At 57.8% G+C, this 16798-nt stretch carries 17 protein-coding genes; 10 read left to right on the top strand and 7 right to left on the bottom strand.

From position 1 onward, the window contains the following. Positions 1 to 105: 105 nt before the first annotated feature. The 6 genes from HNQ72_RS26365 to HNQ72_RS26340 form a co-directional block, all read right to left on the bottom strand. Entirely contained in the window at positions 106 to 1374 is a 1269-nt protein-coding gene (locus HNQ72_RS26365) for an MGH1-like glycoside hydrolase domain-containing protein (protein ID WP_183996940.1), read from the bottom strand. Positions 1375 to 1394: 20 nt separating this feature from the next. Further along, the gene (locus tag HNQ72_RS26360; protein WP_183996938.1) at positions 1395 to 2447 is read right to left on the bottom strand and encodes an ABC transporter ATP-binding protein; all 1053 of its coding nucleotides are present in this window, start codon (positions 2445 to 2447) and stop codon (positions 1395 to 1397) included. Positions 2448 to 2458: 11 nt separating this feature from the next. Continuing rightward, entirely contained in the window at positions 2459 to 3301 is an 843-nt protein-coding gene (locus HNQ72_RS26355) for a carbohydrate ABC transporter permease (RefSeq protein WP_183996936.1), read from the bottom strand. Further along, the gene (locus tag HNQ72_RS26350; RefSeq protein WP_183996934.1) at positions 3298 to 4149 is read right to left on the bottom strand and encodes a carbohydrate ABC transporter permease; all 852 of its coding nucleotides are present in this window, start codon (positions 4147 to 4149) and stop codon (positions 3298 to 3300) included. The genes HNQ72_RS26355 and HNQ72_RS26350 overlap by 4 nt, the downstream gene beginning before the upstream one ends. A gap of 211 nt (positions 4150 to 4360) precedes the next feature. Then, the gene (locus tag HNQ72_RS26345) at positions 4361 to 5638 is read right to left on the bottom strand and encodes an ABC transporter substrate-binding protein (RefSeq protein ID WP_183996932.1); all 1278 of its coding nucleotides are present in this window, start codon (positions 5636 to 5638) and stop codon (positions 4361 to 4363) included. 42 nt (positions 5639 to 5680) lie between these two features. Further along, positions 5681 to 6691, bottom strand: a complete 1011-nt coding sequence (locus HNQ72_RS26340; protein WP_183996930.1) for a LacI family DNA-binding transcriptional regulator — start codon at positions 6689 to 6691, stop codon at positions 5681 to 5683. 226 nt (positions 6692 to 6917) lie between these two features. On the opposite strand from HNQ72_RS26340, the gene vapB reads away from it, so the two are divergent. Further along, positions 6918 to 7148, top strand: a complete 231-nt coding sequence (gene vapB, locus HNQ72_RS26335) for a type II toxin-antitoxin system VapB family antitoxin (RefSeq protein WP_183996928.1) — start codon at positions 6918 to 6920, stop codon at positions 7146 to 7148. After that, positions 7148 to 7549: a type II toxin-antitoxin system tRNA(fMet)-specific endonuclease VapC gene (gene vapC, locus HNQ72_RS26330; protein WP_183996926.1), complete on the top strand. Its 402-nt coding sequence runs from the start codon at positions 7148 to 7150 to the stop codon at positions 7547 to 7549. The genes vapB and vapC overlap by 1 nt, the downstream gene beginning before the upstream one ends. Before the next feature lie 136 nt (positions 7550 to 7685). Here the strand turns inward: vapC and HNQ72_RS26325 are convergent, their stop codons facing one another. Continuing rightward, positions 7686 to 9704: a mechanosensitive ion channel family protein gene (locus HNQ72_RS26325; protein ID WP_183996924.1), complete on the bottom strand. Its 2019-nt coding sequence runs from the start codon at positions 9702 to 9704 to the stop codon at positions 7686 to 7688. A 227-nt stretch (positions 9705 to 9931) separates the two neighbouring features. Between HNQ72_RS26325 and HNQ72_RS26320 the strand changes: the two genes are divergently transcribed. From HNQ72_RS26320 to HNQ72_RS26285, 8 genes are all read left to right on the top strand, one after another. Beyond that, positions 9932 to 10714: a sensor histidine kinase gene (locus HNQ72_RS26320; protein WP_183996922.1), complete on the top strand. Its 783-nt coding sequence runs from the start codon at positions 9932 to 9934 to the stop codon at positions 10712 to 10714. A gap of 85 nt (positions 10715 to 10799) precedes the next feature. Continuing rightward, positions 10800 to 11327 (top strand): RrF2 family transcriptional regulator, encoded by a 528-nt coding sequence (locus tag HNQ72_RS26315; RefSeq protein ID WP_183996921.1) that lies wholly within the window; start codon positions 10800 to 10802, stop codon positions 11325 to 11327. Between the two features lie 152 nt (positions 11328 to 11479). Next, the gene (locus HNQ72_RS26310; protein ID WP_183996920.1) at positions 11480 to 12142 is read left to right on the top strand and encodes a response regulator transcription factor; all 663 of its coding nucleotides are present in this window, start codon (positions 11480 to 11482) and stop codon (positions 12140 to 12142) included. Positions 12143 to 12488: 346 nt separating this feature from the next. Continuing rightward, a complete protein-coding gene (locus HNQ72_RS26305; RefSeq protein ID WP_183996919.1) occupies positions 12489 to 13304 on the top strand; it encodes an alpha/beta fold hydrolase in 816 nt (271 codons plus the stop codon). A gap of 35 nt (positions 13305 to 13339) precedes the next feature. Beyond that, on the top strand, positions 13340 to 14098 hold the full coding sequence (locus HNQ72_RS26300; RefSeq protein WP_183996918.1) for an SDR family oxidoreductase: 759 nt from the start codon (positions 13340 to 13342) through the stop codon (positions 14096 to 14098). A 71-nt stretch (positions 14099 to 14169) separates the two neighbouring features. Then, a complete protein-coding gene (locus HNQ72_RS26295) occupies positions 14170 to 14580 on the top strand; it encodes a cupin domain-containing protein (protein WP_060723604.1) in 411 nt (136 codons plus the stop codon). A 174-nt stretch (positions 14581 to 14754) separates the two neighbouring features. Next, positions 14755 to 15186 carry a CBS domain-containing protein gene (locus HNQ72_RS26290; protein ID WP_183996917.1) on the top strand — a complete coding sequence of 144 codons (432 nt, stop codon included), beginning with the start codon at positions 14755 to 14757 and terminating at the stop codon, positions 15184 to 15186. 86 nt (positions 15187 to 15272) lie between these two features. Then, entirely contained in the window at positions 15273 to 16760 is a 1488-nt protein-coding gene (locus HNQ72_RS26285) for a mechanosensitive ion channel domain-containing protein (RefSeq protein WP_183996915.1), read from the top strand. Positions 16761 to 16798 lie beyond the last annotated feature (38 nt).

Here is a 16798-nt window from a genome sequence, read left to right as displayed (position 1 = left end):
TCATTTTTCCGAGCCGTTGACCCGTTAAAGGGACTGGTGGGCCTATTACGCATCTATCGTCGATCTCATCGAACCCACCAAATTGTTCAGCGAAGGTTCGGGGCGCTACTGTCCTGCAAGGCACAGATAGGCAGCGGCAGTCCAGGAAAAGCCAAGGCCACCACACCCCTCACCAGTGATCGGATCGAAATACTCGGCGAAGCCCTCCGCTTCGATGGCGCCGACGGTGTTTGAACGCAGAGCGGCAGCCATGTCGTTCATTCCATTGCGCGCCAACCCGTCGATCAGCAACCAGTTGATGATTGCCCAGGACGGGCCGCGCCAGTAACGCTTGGGTTCAAAACTTCCGACGAAAGGCTTGGTTGTCGGAAAGCCAACCTTCATGCCGTTCGACCAAAGCTTCATTTCTGCCACGGCGGCATCGACAATGTCTGCGTCGACATCAAGACTGAGCAACGGTATGAAGCCGGCCTGTGTCGGTGCCTCGATATCTTCGCCGGAGATCAGGTCGCGCGAAACAAAGCGGGAAAATGCAGGGCGCCACTGGGCTAGAAGCGCCTTGCGGGTCAGATCATTATAGTTTGCGAGTTCCAGCGCCTCAGCCTCAAGGCCCAGTGAATTCGCGAGATGTTCGAGATCTTCCCCGGCTTTGAGCAGGATTCCTGTGGTCTGGATCTCGGCGACCTTGAACGGCGCCTTTCCCCACTGTTCTGCCGGGACCCAGCCACAGGCAGCATAGGTATCGACCAGATGGATGAAGCGGCGGTAGTCCTCGTCACGCGGGCGCATGGCGGCATCGACGTGGCCGGTATCCTTGCGCACCACGGCTGTGTCGGTCGTGGTGGGGACGCGGGCAAGGGCGATATCCCAGGCGGGAGAGTTGTCGCTGCCGCTTTCCCACGGATGCAGCAGGGCGACGAGGCCGGTGCCTTCCGGATCGCGGGCCTTGTACCACCAGCGATGCCATTTCAGGCCGGCCTGGAAGAGGGCGAGGGTGCGGGCCTTCGCGTCTTCAGTTCCGGCCTTTTCGGCAGCTTCGTGGACGGCGCGCAGCGCAATGCCGAAGACCGGCGGCTGGGTGATGCCGGAGGTCGGGATCGTGTGGCTTGTGCGCCAGACGTCGGGACCGGGAAAGTAGGTGTCGCTCGGCTGGTGAAAGACGATATGCGGGATCATGCCATCGGCCCACTGGCCTTCGGTCAGCCGCTCCAGTTCGCGATAGGCGCGGTCGATGTCGAATGTGGCGAAACCCATGGCGACGAAGGCGGAATCCCAGTTCCACTGGAACGGATAAAGCCGATCGGTCGGCACGGTATAACCGCCGCGATCGTTGGCCGCGAGGATGCGATAGGCCTCGTCGAAATGTTTGGTCATTGTCGAAAACTCCAAAAATATTAGGCAGCTGCCGGATAGGAAACACCGCTTTCGGGCGACAGCCATGTCAGGCGCCTGGGATCGAGCGTGAGGCCGACTGTCTCGCCGTTTTTGACGGTTTCGGTGGCGGGAAGGATGACGCGGGCCGGCTGGCCGAGAATGCTGCCGGTCAGAAGCAGGTGCGAGCCCATCGGTTCAGCGACGCGGACGTGCATGTCCAGTCCATGTCCGGTCGGTGCCCGCTCGACGGTTTCGCCACGCAGGCCAAGCACGATATCGCCACCTTGGGCGGGAACTGCAAACTGCTGTGCGCCGGCCGTCACCTGGCCTCCCGTCACCGGCATGGTGATGAAATTCATTGGCGGGTTGCCGATGAAGCCGCCGACGAAGCGGGTGGCGGGGTTGTTATAGACCTCGACCGGCGTTCCGACCTGTTCGATACGGCCGTCATGTACGACGGCGATGCGATCCGACAGGCCCATGGCTTCCGTCTGGTCGTGGGTGACGTAGATGGTGGTGGTGCCGGCTTCCTGCAGCACGGTTTTCAGTTCCGTGCGCATTTCGAGACGCAGCAGCGCATCGAGGTTGGAGAGTGGCTCGTCCATCAAAAGCACGCCGGGTTCGACTGCGAGCGCACGGGCAACCGCAACACGCTGGCGCTGGCCGCCGGAGAGCTTGTTCGGATAACGGTCGAGATAGGGTTCGATATGCAAAAGGCCGGCGGCCTTTTCGACCTGTTTTTTCACCCGTGCATCATCTGCCTTCTGCATTCTGAGGCCGAAGGCGACGTTTTCGTAGACGGTCATATGCGGGAAGACGGCATAGTTCTGGAAGACCATGGCAAGGCCGCGATCCTTCGGCAGCAGGCCGATAACGGATTTCTCGCCGATGCGGACGTCGCCCGAAGTCGAGGTTTCCAGGCCGGCGATGATGCGCAGAAGCGTGGTCTTTCCGCATCCGGACGGTCCGAGCAGCGAGACGAACTCGCCGTCATTGATCGTCAGCGAGACGCCTTTGAGCGCCTGGAAGGCACCAAAACTCTTCTTGATGTTGTCGATGACAATGTTGGCCATGAATGTACCCGTTACTTTGAAGAGACGCCCCAGATCGCAAACAGGTAGCGCCTGACTGCGAAGATGAAGACAACCGAGGGAAGGATGAGCATGAGGCCGCCGGCAAAGCGGTAGTGCATCGGACTTTCCGACAGCACGGTGAGCAGATAGGCGGTCAGCGTGCGATGCCGCACGGTAAGGACCGAGGCTGCAAAAACCTCATTCCACGAGATGACGAAGGCAAAGACCGCTGTTGCCACCAGACCCGGCAGGGCAAGCGGTGCGACGACCTTGAAAAAGGCCTGGATGCGGGTGCAGCCGAACACCCAGGCAGCTTCTTCCAGCTCGCGGGGGACGCCGAGAAAGATCCCTTGCGTGACCAGCGCCGCGAAGGGAAGCGCCAGCACGGTATGGATGAGGCCGACGCCGAGGACCGTGTCGTAAAGGCCGAGCCGGATATAGGAGACCGTCAGCGGCAGGGCGAGGATGGCGAGCGGGAAGGCGCGGGTGAGAAGCACCAGAAGCCGGTAACTGTCCTTGCCGCGGAAATTGTAGCGGGCCAGCGCATAACCCGCCGGTGCGCCGAGCGCGATCGACAGCGCCACGGTGATGCCTGCAGCACCGAGCGAATTGAGGAAGGACTGGAAGACGCCTTCCGTTTTCAAAAACAGCAGGAAGGGCTGCAGCGAGATATTGGTGGGCAGAAAATTCTTCGGCCACTGATAGGCGCCGGTACGTCCGCCCAGCGCACCGAGTGCTACCAGATAGATCGGGACGAGAACCCAGGCGCAGAGCGCGACGATGCCGCTCCAGAACAGAAGACGTCGGGCCGAGATGAAACCGGCAGGACCGGATGTGTTCATGCTGTTGCTCATGGCAGGCGCTCCGGATCGACCTTGACGGCCTTCAGATAGACGAGGGTGGCAGCGAGCGAGATGACCATGATCAGCACCGCATAGGCGGCTGCGACGCCATAATTCTGGTTCTGGTTCTGCCAGTTATAGGCCTCGCCGACGAGGACCGGGAAATTGCGCCCGCCGAGCGCGTAGACCACCGCAAAGACCTCGAAGGCGAGCACGGTGCGCAGGATCAGCGCCGATTGCAGGGCAGGGCGGATGAGCGGCAGGGTGATGCGCGTAAAGCGGGTCCAGGGGCTGGCACCAAAGATCTCGGCGGCTTCCTTGAACTCCTTCGGTACCTGGTTGAGACCGGCGACGATGATGATCATGACGATCGCAGTGCCGCGCCAGATTTCGGCAATGGCGATGCCGATGAAGAGAGCGACCGGCGTCTGGTAGGTGAGCCAGGCGGTCTGTCGCTCGATGATGCCGAGGCCGAAGAGGATGGAGTTGAGATAGCCGGTATTCTGCAGGATCGACAACCAGACCATGCCGGCAGCGAGATCGGAAATGCCGAGCGGAATGGTCCAGATCCACAGGATCGTTTCGCGGCCACCGTTCATCTTTGCGACCATCGAGCCCATGGTCAGCGCCATGACGATCTGGACGGGGACGACAGCGAGCGTCAGCAGAAACGTGTTCAGCACCGAGCGGCCGAAATGGAGGTCGGTCACCATCGTCGTCATGTTGGCGAGCGACGGTGTGCCGTTATCGGAAACGGCGAGCCACAGCGTCTGCACCAGCGGCACGACGAACAGCAAACCGAGGAAGACGACGGAAGGGAGGATCAGCGCGTAGGGGATCCAGGGTTTGGATTGGGTCATGGGTTACCCTTTGGTTTTTGATTTCTGTGGTGGGGGCGGTGGCTGGAAAAGCCCCTCACCCTAGCCCTCTCCCCGCAGGCGGGGAGAAGGGACGTGGCATAAGCGACCTTGGAGAGAAGCCGAGAAAGAGCGGCTTGCTCCCTTCTCCCCGCTCGCGGGGAGAAGGTGCCGGCAGGCGGATGAGGGGCTTTTGCGACTGACCGCTAAAATCTCACTCCACCGGGCAGGCGCCGTCGCTTTTGGCGTCGGGAGCCCAGCAGGGGGCCTTGGTGTCGGCTATCAGCTTCGCCATGGTTTCACCTTGCGCCTTCAGGACGTCGGCGACCGGTTCGTTCTGCAGGATGATCCGCTGGAAGGCGTCCATATAGACCTTGTTGAACTCACCACCCTTGTCGCCGAGACCGACCGGCAGGAGCGAGATGACCGCATCCGGCGCGCTCTGGGTGGCGGTGACGGCACCGGCAAGAAGGGCGACACCCGGATCGAGATCTTCCGGCAGCTGGACGTTCAGCGTCGGGAAGAAGCCGACCAGCGAAGCTGTCTGCAGCTGCACGTCCTGAGTGGCGAGGTGTTCGATGACGGCGGTGGCGTTGGCCGCGTCCGGTGCGCCCTTCGGGATGGCAAGGCCGGCGACGACCGGCATGTAACCGCGGCCCTTCGGACCGGCCGGTGCCGGGAAGACGACGTAATTGTCCGGCGAGCCGGAAATGGCGTTCTTCAGGCGGGCCACGTGATCCCAGGCAACCATGACTTCACCCGAAGCGAGCGGCTCCTGCATGAAATCGTAATTGGTCGAATTGGGGCTGACGACGGTCCACAGTTCCTTCAGCTTCTCCCAGCCGGCAGCGGCATCGGCGTTCTTGAAGGTGCGGACCACACCGTCGGTGAAGGACGGGTAGAAATAGCCCTGGAAATAACGCGGCATCAGGCCTTTCGGTCCGGCCGGAAAGCCAATCTGCGGCGCGCCGGTTTCCTCCTTCATCTTCTTGCCCCACTCGATCAGCTGATCATAGGTAAGCGTGTTGATGTCGGCGCCTTCAGGCAGATATTGCAGCGCATCCTTGGTGGCGGCCATCACGTAGGTTGCCTGCATCCACGGGATATATTGCTGCTCGGCCTTGCCGAGCTTGCCGAGATCGATCAGCGACTGCGGCATGCCTGCGTCGGCCAGCTTCTTGGCCAGATCGTCGAGCGGCTCGAGCATCTGCTTGTCGGCAAGCGGCGACAATTCGCCGTGCAGGGCGCCGACGAGGCTGATCGTGTGCTTGCCGGCCTGACGCTCGGCTTCCATGCGCACGGCGAACTGCGGCGGCTCCTCAACCACGTAGTCGACCGGCTTTTCGAGACCGCTCAACAGTTCCTCGCGCACCGCCGTTGCTTCCTCGATCGGGCGAAGCTGGGTGGAAAGGAAGACTGTTTGCGATTGCGCCTGGCCGGCGAAACCGATTGCGGTGGATGCCAGGATGGCGATGGACAATAGACGTTTCATTGCTTTTCCTCCGTTTTTCTCTTGTCTGATTTTGGTCGGCCTTCAGGCCGAGATCGGCGGCAGGCGGTGGCTGTCACGATCGACGAATTCGACCGCATGCAATTCCTGCAGCGCCTCGGCAGGCTCACCGGCAATCGTGCGCAGAAGGAGCGAGGCGAAGCTGCGGCCGAGATTGCCGCCGGTCATGCGCATGGTCGAAAGTGCCGGGCTGGAAAAGGCGCCGATCGGCAGGTCGTCATGGCCGATGACGCTGACCCCTTGACCGCCATCGACCTCACGCAGCGCGCGCAGCACACCGATAGCCATTTCATCGGTGGCGCAGGCAATCGCGGTTGGTCGGTCCTGCCGCCCAAGCAGGGAAAGTGCGGCTTCGTAGCCGCCCTGTTCTGTCGGCATCTGTTCCACATATAGATCGGCAGCAAGGCCGCATTCATGCATCGCTGTTTCCCAGCCCTGACGCCGGACATGAGCGAAAAAATAAGCCTGAGGGCCGCCGACATGGGCGATGCGGCGATGGCCTGCCTTGTGGAACCGCAGTGTCGCCGCGTGAAAGCCGGAAAAGCCGTCGCCATCGATAAAGGGATGCTGGATCGCCGATTCCGTGCGGCCATTGGTGACGAAGGGAAAGCCGCGCGACTGGAAAAATTCGACGCGCTCGTCGTGGCGTTTCGTGCGGACGAGCAGCATGGCATCGACCCTGCGGCCATCGACGAAACGGCGGCACATGTCGAGTTCGCTCTCTCCGTGGGGAACTGGCGCAATCACGAGGTTAAGGCCGGCACCGGCCAGATGTTCTGCGCAGCCCGACAGCATGTCGAGGAAATGCAGTGGGCCGATGTGACCGGGTTCACTTGGAAGCGTTACTGCAACAAGTTCGGCGCGCTGCTTGCGCAGACGACGGGCGGAAGCATTGGGGCGGTAACCGGCCCTGTCGGCGGCTTCCTGCACACGCTTTCGGGTGGCGGCCGATACGTCGGAATAACCGTCAAGCGCCCGCGAGACGGTCGTGATCGAAAGTCCCAGTGATTGGGCAAGTTGCTTTAGATTAGCCAAGGCAAAGTCCTCCCAGACAGTTGAGGGTTATCCAAAACGTTTTGGGAGTCAAGCCGAAACGTTTTGGATACGCTCCTGGTGCTGAGGAGGTGGATGAAAGCGCGTTCGAATGCAGATCACCTCAACGCGAATGAAGTACATATCTGTATGTATATCCCATTGACATATCCAAGTCCGGAAAATATCTTCTGGGGTAGGCCAGACGTAGATGCCAAAGGAGCATTTGATGGAACAAGGTGCGGTATTTCAGAGCAATCGTAGCCAGGCCATTCGGCTGCCAAAAGCTGTTGCCCTGCCTGATGACGTAAAGCGTGTTGATATTGTAGTGCTTGGACGCACTCGGATCATCACACCGGCCGGTGAGGTTTGGGATAGCTGGTTCGAGGGTGCTGAGGTGACATCGGATTTTATGGGCGACCGTGATCAGCCTGCCTTGCAGGAGCGTGAAGCTTTCTGATGTTGAAATTCATGCTCGATACCAACATCTGCATTTTCACCATCAAGAACAAGCCGCAGCAGGTCCGAGATGCGTTCAATCGTCATCACGGTCAGCTATGCATTAGCTCAGTTAGCTTGATGGAATTGATCTATGGAGCAGAAAGGTCTGCCAATCCCGAACAAAATCTGGTTGTTGTAGAAGGCTTCGCCGCACGCCTTGAGGTCTTGCCTTACGATGAGCTCGCAGCCAGCCATACTGGTCAATTACGAGCCGAACTTGCTCTAAACGGAACGCCTATTGGTCTGTATGACCAACTTATAGCAGGGCATGCGCGCTCTCGTGGATTGATCACGGTGACAAACAACCGGCGCGAGTTCGATCGCGTGCCCGGTTTACGTGTCGAGGATTGGGCAACCTGAATTTAGACTAACAGTCGCTGTGGGCCCTCCGTGATCACAGCATGCAGATACCTCATGATAATCCTATGAGATCGACGGGTTTCTGGTTCATATCTGTTCAACGCGAAGACACGTCCTCTTGCAGTAGTCGGCAATTTCAGCCGTTCGCTTGGCCTGATGCTTTTGCTCGCTGGTGTTCCCAGTTGGCAGCTATGACCTCCGGAGAATCCTTGCCACCGATGTTGACTGTCGGCTGGGCAAAAGTCACCCCATTCTCCTGGAAGGCTTTCCGAAGCGATGCGTAGGCCGTGCGTTTGATGAAACTCTGTTGGGCGGTTGGCACGGTGATCATTGCGAAACTAATCACGATTCCATACTCAGCGAAATCTTCGACACCCTTTAGCTTCAACGGCTCGATGAAGAAACGGCCCACTTCCGGATCCGCGAGCAACGCCTGGCCGATAGCCTTTCCGATCCTGCGGACTTTTTCGAGATCCGTGTCATAAGGAACGGTGACCAGTATTTTGGTCTTGGACCAATCGCGGCTCATGTTCTCCACGGCGCCCAGCTCTCCAAAGGGAACAGTGAAAATCGGACCTCGATGATGCCTTAGCTTGACAGATCGGAGGCTGAAACCCTCGACGGTCCCGCGATAATCCTTCGCCTGTATGTACTCGCCGACCCGGAAAGCATCGTCGAACAAATAGAAAAAGCCACTTATAATGTCGCGTACCAGCGCTTGCGATCCAAAGCCTATTGCCACTCCGATAATACCCGCTCCTGCGACAAGCGGACCGATATCGACGCCGATCTGCCCGAGGATCGTCAGGCCCGAAACGACAAAGATAGCAACCGCGAGCACGTTTCGCAGGATCGGGAGTAGCGTTTGCAGACGCGTGGAATGCTCTGCTTCACCATTTTCGAGCGGTTCAGCCGAAGGCAAGCTTTGCTGAGCGAGCATTCGATCTATGGCGGCCTTCGCGAGGTGCCAGACAATGTCAGCGACGAGAAGCACGAGTGCTCCGCGCAGAAGGCCGTAAAGGGCTTGATGAACTAGCGGGATATTGTGACCCGGGAAATTGATGTCGGTCTCCCAAACAAACGCGAGCCATGCAAGAGCCAACGCTAGAACGAATGCCCTGCCTCCGCGCACAAGCAAGATCGTTCGGCTGTTCGAATCCGGAATCTGAAGCTTTCTACAGGCGACGTCCTGCACGACACGCGTAATGGAGCGCAGGATTGGTGGAAGCAGCGCTGGATATACGCTCAACCAGAAAAACGCGCGCGCATCCAAACACCAAAGGATCCAAGCGCCCACGATATAGAGTGATAGCGCCGTGTTCACTGCCGCATCGCGACCTGCCGTGGTCCAGGTCAACCTCATGACGAGCATCAATATCACACAGGAAGCCAGGACCTCGATCGCTGTGACTACGTCTGGATCGATAAGCAGCACGTCGCCTACCATAATTGTGGCGGCGGTAAACAGTGATAAGCCTATGACGGTCTTGAGTTTCCTGCGAACGGAGTAAGGCGCTACGTGGTCAACCAAGGCTGAAGCAAAGCGGTAGGCCACGAATAAAAGGAGATATGAGCCAGCAATGAGACGGACAGAGGGCGGAAGATTCACGATAAAATAGAGTGGTGCGATGAGCATCGAGAGGACAAGTGATGGGAGGTATTGCTCCAGTCCATCCCAGTGATTCAGCCGGTTCCGACGTATTGATCGCTCCGCCGCCGCGCCTGCGGCAACCAGCAGGGCGAAGGCAGTGGAGACTGGCAAATAGCCATTTTCCGTCACATCACGAACAAGGATTTCTAACGCGCGGCGTGCCTCGTGCGGAATGAGGCTAATGGCTGAGAGAACCGCGTGTATCTTGGCGCGAGTACGCTTCTCCCAGCTCACGATGCCGACAGCTGCATCTTGGTCAGGTGCGGGAGAGGCTTGCAAGAAAAGGTTTGATGTCGAAGCTGTAGGCATTGCCGGCTGCTGAAACGTTTTTGGCCGCTCGTCATCGAGTTTGGAAACGCTCACCGTGGCCGCAGCGATGGGATTCGAGCAAAAAATGAGAATGAGTGTTAGCAGCCATTTCATAGGGAACTCACGAGCCTGGGCCGTCGGATATGGCGATTGGTTGGTTCCAGGATGATGCATTGCTTTGACGTCATCGCCCATCTGGACTGGCGTAGGTCCTCATCCTCCTAAGGAGTGCGCCACCTCGCCAAATTGCTAGGCACAATAGCCCCTACCGGCAGGTCCTCGCTGTGTTTGAGCCAATCGTTAGCATTCGCGCTGGGCAACATCGAAAGCGGTAGGAAACCTAGCCTTCCGTATGGTCTGCTTGGGTCGATTGCGAGGTCGATACCAAGCGTCTTCTCCTCTAGGCTTTGGAGCAGTTCCGTATGGAACGAGCCATCGCAGTAGATCCGGAGGACAAAATGCTGCAATCAGAGCCAGTCTTGCCTGCAGAGCCTCGGCCGACGCTTTCGATAAATGCCGCGTATGAATCACACGCTGTTCACGAGCCTTTGGCAGCCGTCATCCACGATCTCGGCAATCTTATTCAGGTCGCGACATCCGCCTTCAATATTTTGTCGCGTAGTCGCTGCATTTCTCGCGATAAGCAGGCTTCGCAAATCATTCTGAGCGCTCAGGCTTCGCTGGAACGTGCCGGCGGTCTCGTTCGCCAGTCTCTTAGATCCGCTCGCGGTGGCTATACGCCGGTCGATAGCATTTGTGTCGGAACTTGCTTGTTCGATTTGAAAGCCTTGCTCGAAAAAATCTGGGAGCCCGAAATTCATTTCGAAGTTCAGGCAGAGCCAAACCTGCCTCGCCTGGCATGCAATGTGATTGGTTTCCAGACGGTGCTTTTGAACCTGATCGTCAATGCGCGTGATGCGATGCCGGACGGCGGCACGATACTGCTCGCTGCACGGGCGCTTGTTGCGGCTGGCGTCGCTGGCGTTGAAATCGTGGTCGCCGATGATGGGATGGGTATGACACGGGAAACACTCGAGCGGGCTTTCACACCTTTGTTCACAACACGGTCATCGCGCGAAGGGGGCTATGGGCTGTCCGCTGTTAAAACTTTCGTGAAGGCGGCCGATGGCGACATCCAGCTTGAAAGCGAGCCCGGTGTCGGCACACGAATTACAATGACACTCCCAGCCTACGGGATCACATGATCTCGAACAGTTGGTGCAAATAGCCAAAAGTGAGACGGCAACTTGACCCTTGCCAAAATAAACGCGGACAAATATAGTCCGTGTTATGGCTCATATGACGGTTGGAGTTGAATACGGTTTGCATTGTCTGATGTGGCTGATGGGATCCCCAGGCAAGCCTCTCAGCAGCCGGGATCTCGCTGACTTACAAGGAATTTCTCCCAGCTTTCTGGCAAAAATCTTCCCGAAGCTTGAACGTGCCGGCATCGTAGCTGCATTTGAGGGGGTGAAGGGGGGGTACCGGCTAGCTAGATCGCCCGATCAGATCAGTGTGCTTGAGGTGGTGGATGCGATCGAGGGGAAAAAACCTCTCTTCGACTGTCAGGAGATTCGCGGTCGCTGTGCGGCCTTTGACGGGAAGCCTCCGCCTTGGGCAACAAAAGGCGTTTGTGCGATCCATGCTGTGATGTTGCGTGCAGAGAAGGCGATGCGCGAGGCTTTGGCAACTCAGTCTTTGGCCGATATTGCCGAGGAATTTGGCCGTAAGGCGCCTGCGGAATTCTACGAGGACATCGATCGGTGGATCGAGAGCAGAGCCATTTCGAAAGGCCCCGGCGGATCGACCTTGAATTAGCGTTCCGCGCCAATGGAAGTGCTGCGCGCGAAAGCAATCCGCCTTCAACAAAATGGCATTCTGACTATGGATTTTTGGAGAAGGGTCATGAGTGATTGTCCAGTTTCTGATGATGACAAGAAAGCGATGAAATCCTGCCGGAGGGCCGGGCAATGACGGCGGCGGCTCTTATCGCCGATAGCCCGCTGGTAATCGTTGTCGATGACGATGCAGATGTTCGGAATTCGCTGCAGGAATTGATCGAATCCGTTGGTCTGGATGTGATTTGCTTTCCATCGCCACGTGAGCTTCTGACCGCGGCACTTCCTGACCGGCCAGGCTGCCTGGTTCTGGATGTACGAATGCCGGGATCAAGCGGCCTTGACCTTCAGCAACAGCTTTACGAGCAGGGTAAAACCAAACCGATTGTGTTCCTCACCGGGTATGGCGATATTCCCATGTCAGTGCAGGCCATGAAAGCGGGGGCAGTGGATTTTCTGACCAAACCCGTGCGGGATCAGACCTTGCTCGATGCAGTGGTTGCCGGGATTAAACGAGATGTCGATCAACGCAAGCTCGCGGAAAATACGCATGAGCACACATCTCGATTTGCGACCTTGACGCCGCGTGAAAAGCAGATCCTCTACGAAGTCGCGCTTGGTCGGCTGAACAAGCAGATTGCCTTTGATCTGGGCATCAGCGAGGCGACCGTCAAACTCCACCGTAGCAACGTCATGCGGAAGATGCAGACCATTTCGGTGGGAGAACTCATTCGCGTCTGGGACGCCTTGCCTTCTTCGTTACGCGACGCCTCTTCAATGTCGTTATCTTCCTAGTGTTTTCCTGAACACTTAAGGCCGGAGGCCGGTTCATGCCGGGTCGGCCCAAGCAAACCAATCACCCGCCGTAGAGACTTAAACCTTGATGCCTCGGCGGAGAGGTTGGGCAAGCGCGTCTCCTGCTGTCTCAATTTACTATGGCGGAAATCCTTCTATCCTCGCCGGCCCTGCACGCCTGCCTGACGTGTCGCGATGCTTCACTCACCGCCGTGCGGAATGTGCCAGCCATCCGAGGTGCGCGACCTCGCCTTTGGGACTATATGACCTCGTCCAAGGCTCGATAGGCCAAAGGAGCTTAATCGCGCAATCTCCCATCAGCGAAAACGTCGGATGGGAGAACCAGATGCGGAACTCGATCAGAACTCTTCTTCTCAGCAGTGTAATGAGTGTCGCGGCCTGCACCTTCGGTTTTGCCGAGGACGCTTCACCCAAGCCGACGATCGTGCTCGTACACGGCGCATTCGCAGAATCGTCGAGCTGGAACCGCGTCATCGATGAGCTGAAAAGAGACGGGTACAAAACCGTTGCTGCAGCCAACCCGCTGCGCGGCGTCGCCGACGATGGTGCAGCTGTCGCAAGTTATCTGCGTTCGGTGCCCGGTCCGGTCATTCTCGTCGGTCATTCCTATGGCGGACCAGTCATCACCGAGGCTGCGAACGACAGCCCTAACGTCAAGGCACTCGTCTACGTCGCAGCCTTCGCACCCGATGTAGGAGAGTCGAGCACCAGCCTTTCTGCGAAATTTCCAGGAAGTACGCTGCCAAAGACGCTGAACACCGTCGCATTGCCGGATGGGAACCGGGATCTCTATATCCGGCCCGACCTGTTCCACGATCAATTCGCTGCAGACGTTCCTCAGCCGATATCCGAACAGATGGCGGTCACGCAACGACCGGTTACCGAAGCCGCACTGGCTGAGCCGACAAAAAGAGCATCCTGGAAGCTGCTGCCGTCCTACGCGATCTACGGTACGCGCGACCTCTGCATTCCGCCAGCGGTCATGAGCTTCATGGCGAAACGCGCCCATGCACGGAAAACTGTCGTACTCGACGGCGCCTCGCACGCCCTGATCGTGTCGAGGCCGAAGGAAGTGGTCTCGCTCATCGAGCAAGCAGTGCGCGATAGCCAAGAGGCCAAGCCTGTCCACGGCTCCAACTGAATATCAATCACACAACTCTAACAAGGAGATCTAACATGAAAATCGTCGTCATCGGAGGCACAGGCCTTGTTGGCTCAAAGACCGTCGCAAGGCTTTCCAAGCTGGGACACGACGTCCTTGCCGCTTCGCCAAATTCCGGCGTGAACACCGTCACCGGAGAGGGTCTGGATGAAGCTCTTGCCGGAGCAGAAGTCGTCATTGATCTGGCAAACTCTCCCTCGTTCGAGGAAAAGGCCGCAATGGACTTTTTCGAAGCGGCAGGGCGCAATCTCTTTGCGGCAGAAAAGAAGGCCGGGGTACGCCATCATGTTGCATTGTCGGTTGTCGGCACCGACCGCATGCAGGCAATGGGATATTTTCGTGCAAAGCTCCTCCAGGAAGAGCATATCCAGAAATCCGGCATCCCTTTCACGATCGTTCATGCGACCCAGTTCTTTGAGTTTGTGGGCGCGATCGCGCAGTCTGCAACCGAAGGCTCGATCGTTCGGGCACCGACAGGCGCATTCCAGCCCATCGCGGCCGACAACGTAGCGGACGCGATGGCAAAGGTTGCGGTCGGCCAACCGATGAACTCAATCACCGAGATCGCCGGCCCTGACCGCGGACCGATGAACGAGTTCATCGCGCGGTATCTGAAGGCGACAAACGATCCACGCACTGTCACGGCTGATCCGACGGCCCGCTACTTCGAAGTCGAGATCGACGATCGGACGCTGGTACCGGATGCCGGTGCTCATCTCGGCGATATCCGGTTCGAGGACTGGCTGAAAGCCAACTCGGCGCAACAGAAGTAACTGGCTCTGTCTCAGGTCCGCCTGGCACCGAAATCGTCCAGGCGGACTGCTCACGAACAAGGAAACTGACGATGTTGAAATTGCTCATCTGCGCGAGTGCCTGCGTGCTGTCGTTGGCCGCATCTGTTTCGGCCCATGACGCCATAGGCGAGGATGTGAAGGTCGTATATGACCAACCGCTTCCGAATGTTCCGGGAAAAAGCTTGAAGGGTGTGCTCGTCGAATATGCACCCGGTGGCTCCTCTCCAGCACACACCCATCCGGACTCAGCTTTCATCTATGCGACTGTCCTGGAAGGTGCGATCACCAGCCAGGTCAACGGCGGGCCCGTCACAGTCTACCATGCGGGCGAGAATTTTTCTGAATACCCGGGCGATCACCACGCGGTTAGCGAAAACGCAAGCAAGACCGAACGTGCGCGTCTTCTGGCGGTCTTCGTGGTCGATACGTCCGAAACCAATCTCACGAACTACGAGAAGTAAGTTTGCCAACAATCCGTCCGCGCGGCGTAGCCCGCGGACTTGTTCGGCGATTGTCCCGCATTGGGCAGGACGATCGCCGGCATACCGGAGTGGCGCTGCCGCCGCGCCACTCCGGTTGACATTTCGCGATAGAAGACGGATCCGGCAGCTGCGCGGTCTCGTCAGGAGAATGCGATGCGCATCGAAAAACTCTACCCCATGATCTCGGCTCGCTTGAAGATTATAGATGTAGCGGCAACGGTGCAGAACGCCGCTGCGACACTGTCCAATCCCGGAATCGGGCTCGCCATTGTCTGCTCACCCGATGGCAGAGCAAAGGGTGTGCTCAGCAAATCCGATCTCATCCGTCATATTGCCGATCACGGACGGTCGAACTCGGTCGAAGAGCTCATGAATCCCAAGATCATTGCTTGTCAACCGGCGGATGATCTGCAAGCGGCTTGGCAAATCATGATCAGCAATCGCCTACAGAACATGCCGGTCCTCGGCGCCGAGGCCAGACCTCTTGGAGTGCTCGATATGCGGGATGCTTTGAAGGTGCTCTACGAACAAGAGCAACTGCAGGAACAAATGATGGAGAACTATATCGCCGGGATCGGCTACTGACGGCGCCGTTGCCCGCTCAGCGCCCCGGATCTCACACAAGCACATTACCCATTCAGCAATCCACTATAGGTTCGGGGAAAATCGATATGCCACAAATTCAGTATGGTGACCTGGCCAGCGATCCTGTTGCATGGCTTATCATTCTCGGCATTGCCGGAATGATCGTCTGGAAGCTTATTGGTCCGGCCCGCTCGAACCTGCGGCTCGTAGTGCAAATCGTATTTTTCGGCGCCATGACATCGGTCCTTGTTTTCGGGCGGATCCCGCTTGGTCAATCAGGTGGTTTTCAATCGGGCGATGAGCATACGTTTTTCGTCATTCTTGGGCAGATGCTATGGTGGTTGCACCTCTCCTGGGCCGTCATCGGATTTGTGCGCATTTATCTCGTGCTCGAAGGCCGGCCGCGTGAAGCGCGGCTTCTCCAAGACATTGTTGTCGGCGGCGTCTATTTGTGCGTCACGCTATCGGCTCTCGCATTCGTGTTTCGGTTGCCGGTTGGAACCTTGATCGCGACCTCCGGTGTAATTGCCATCGCGCTCGGGCTTGCTCTGCAAAATACCTTGGGCGACGTTTTCTCCGGCATCGCTCTAACGCTTGGTCGCACATTTGCACTCGGAGACTGGATACGCCTCAACGATGGCATGGAAGGGCGAGTTGTCGCCAGCACGTGGCGCTCGACACAAATATTGACGATAGCCAATAATGTCGTCGTTTTGCCGAATAGTGCATTGGCCAAACTCGGCCTCACTAATGTCAGCCGGCCGACAGAGACGCATCTTCTGCAATTGAATGTGAGGATCAAGCCGACAAGAACACCCTCGTCGATCGAGGCTGTACTTAACACTGCTCTGGCCGGATGCAACTTGATTATCAAAGATCCGGCGCCGATGGTCGCCCTCAAAAGTATCGATGCCAATGCCGTCGACGCGGACATCTATGCACGTGTTATGGATCCAATGCGGATGGCAAAAGCTCGAAACGAAATCATCGATCTGCTTCATCGCCATTGCAGAGCGGCTGGCCTGCAACTTGCACCGTCCGCATCCTCTGTGCTTTTCGCGGATGCAACAAGCGGAGCGGATTTCCACCAGCCCGCCGAAGAGCGGTTCATCGAGCTCATCGACCAAAATACAATATTCGCAACACTCGCCAGAGCAGACAAGGATCTGCTTGCCCGTTCTGTCAGATCGCGGGTCTTTGCACAGGGGGCCTCGATAATGCCCCAAGGCAAGCAACCTTCCTCATTTTTCGTGATTGATTCCGGTGTAGTCGCCGTGACGCAGCATGGACTGGAGCAAAGACGCCTTTCACCAGGTGATTTCTATGGCGACGCGAGCTTGTCATCATCACTCAATGACTGCAGCCTCACGGCTATATCCGCCGTGAAAATATGGGAAATTAGCCGCGATGATCTCTCCGATCTGTTCAGAAGCAGGCCTGAACTGGCTAACGAGATTACTGCAAGGCTGGCGATGCACGAGGAAGAAGCTCGGCGCGTCGCTCATGCGGAGGCGAAAGATGATCATACACCGCACGCTCTCCTGAGATCGATCCGTACAATCTTTACCAACTAACCAAAACCTAGCCTTCAGAAGAGGTTCGCCATCGATTT

Source organism: Aliirhizobium wenxiniae (assembly GCF_014201355.1).
In the GTDB taxonomy this organism is placed as follows: Bacteria; Pseudomonadota; Alphaproteobacteria; order Rhizobiales; family Rhizobiaceae; genus Neorhizobium; species Neorhizobium wenxiniae.
The sequence above is the reverse complement of the archived record's forward strand: the minus strand, read 5'-3'. Positions and strand labels throughout refer to the sequence as shown.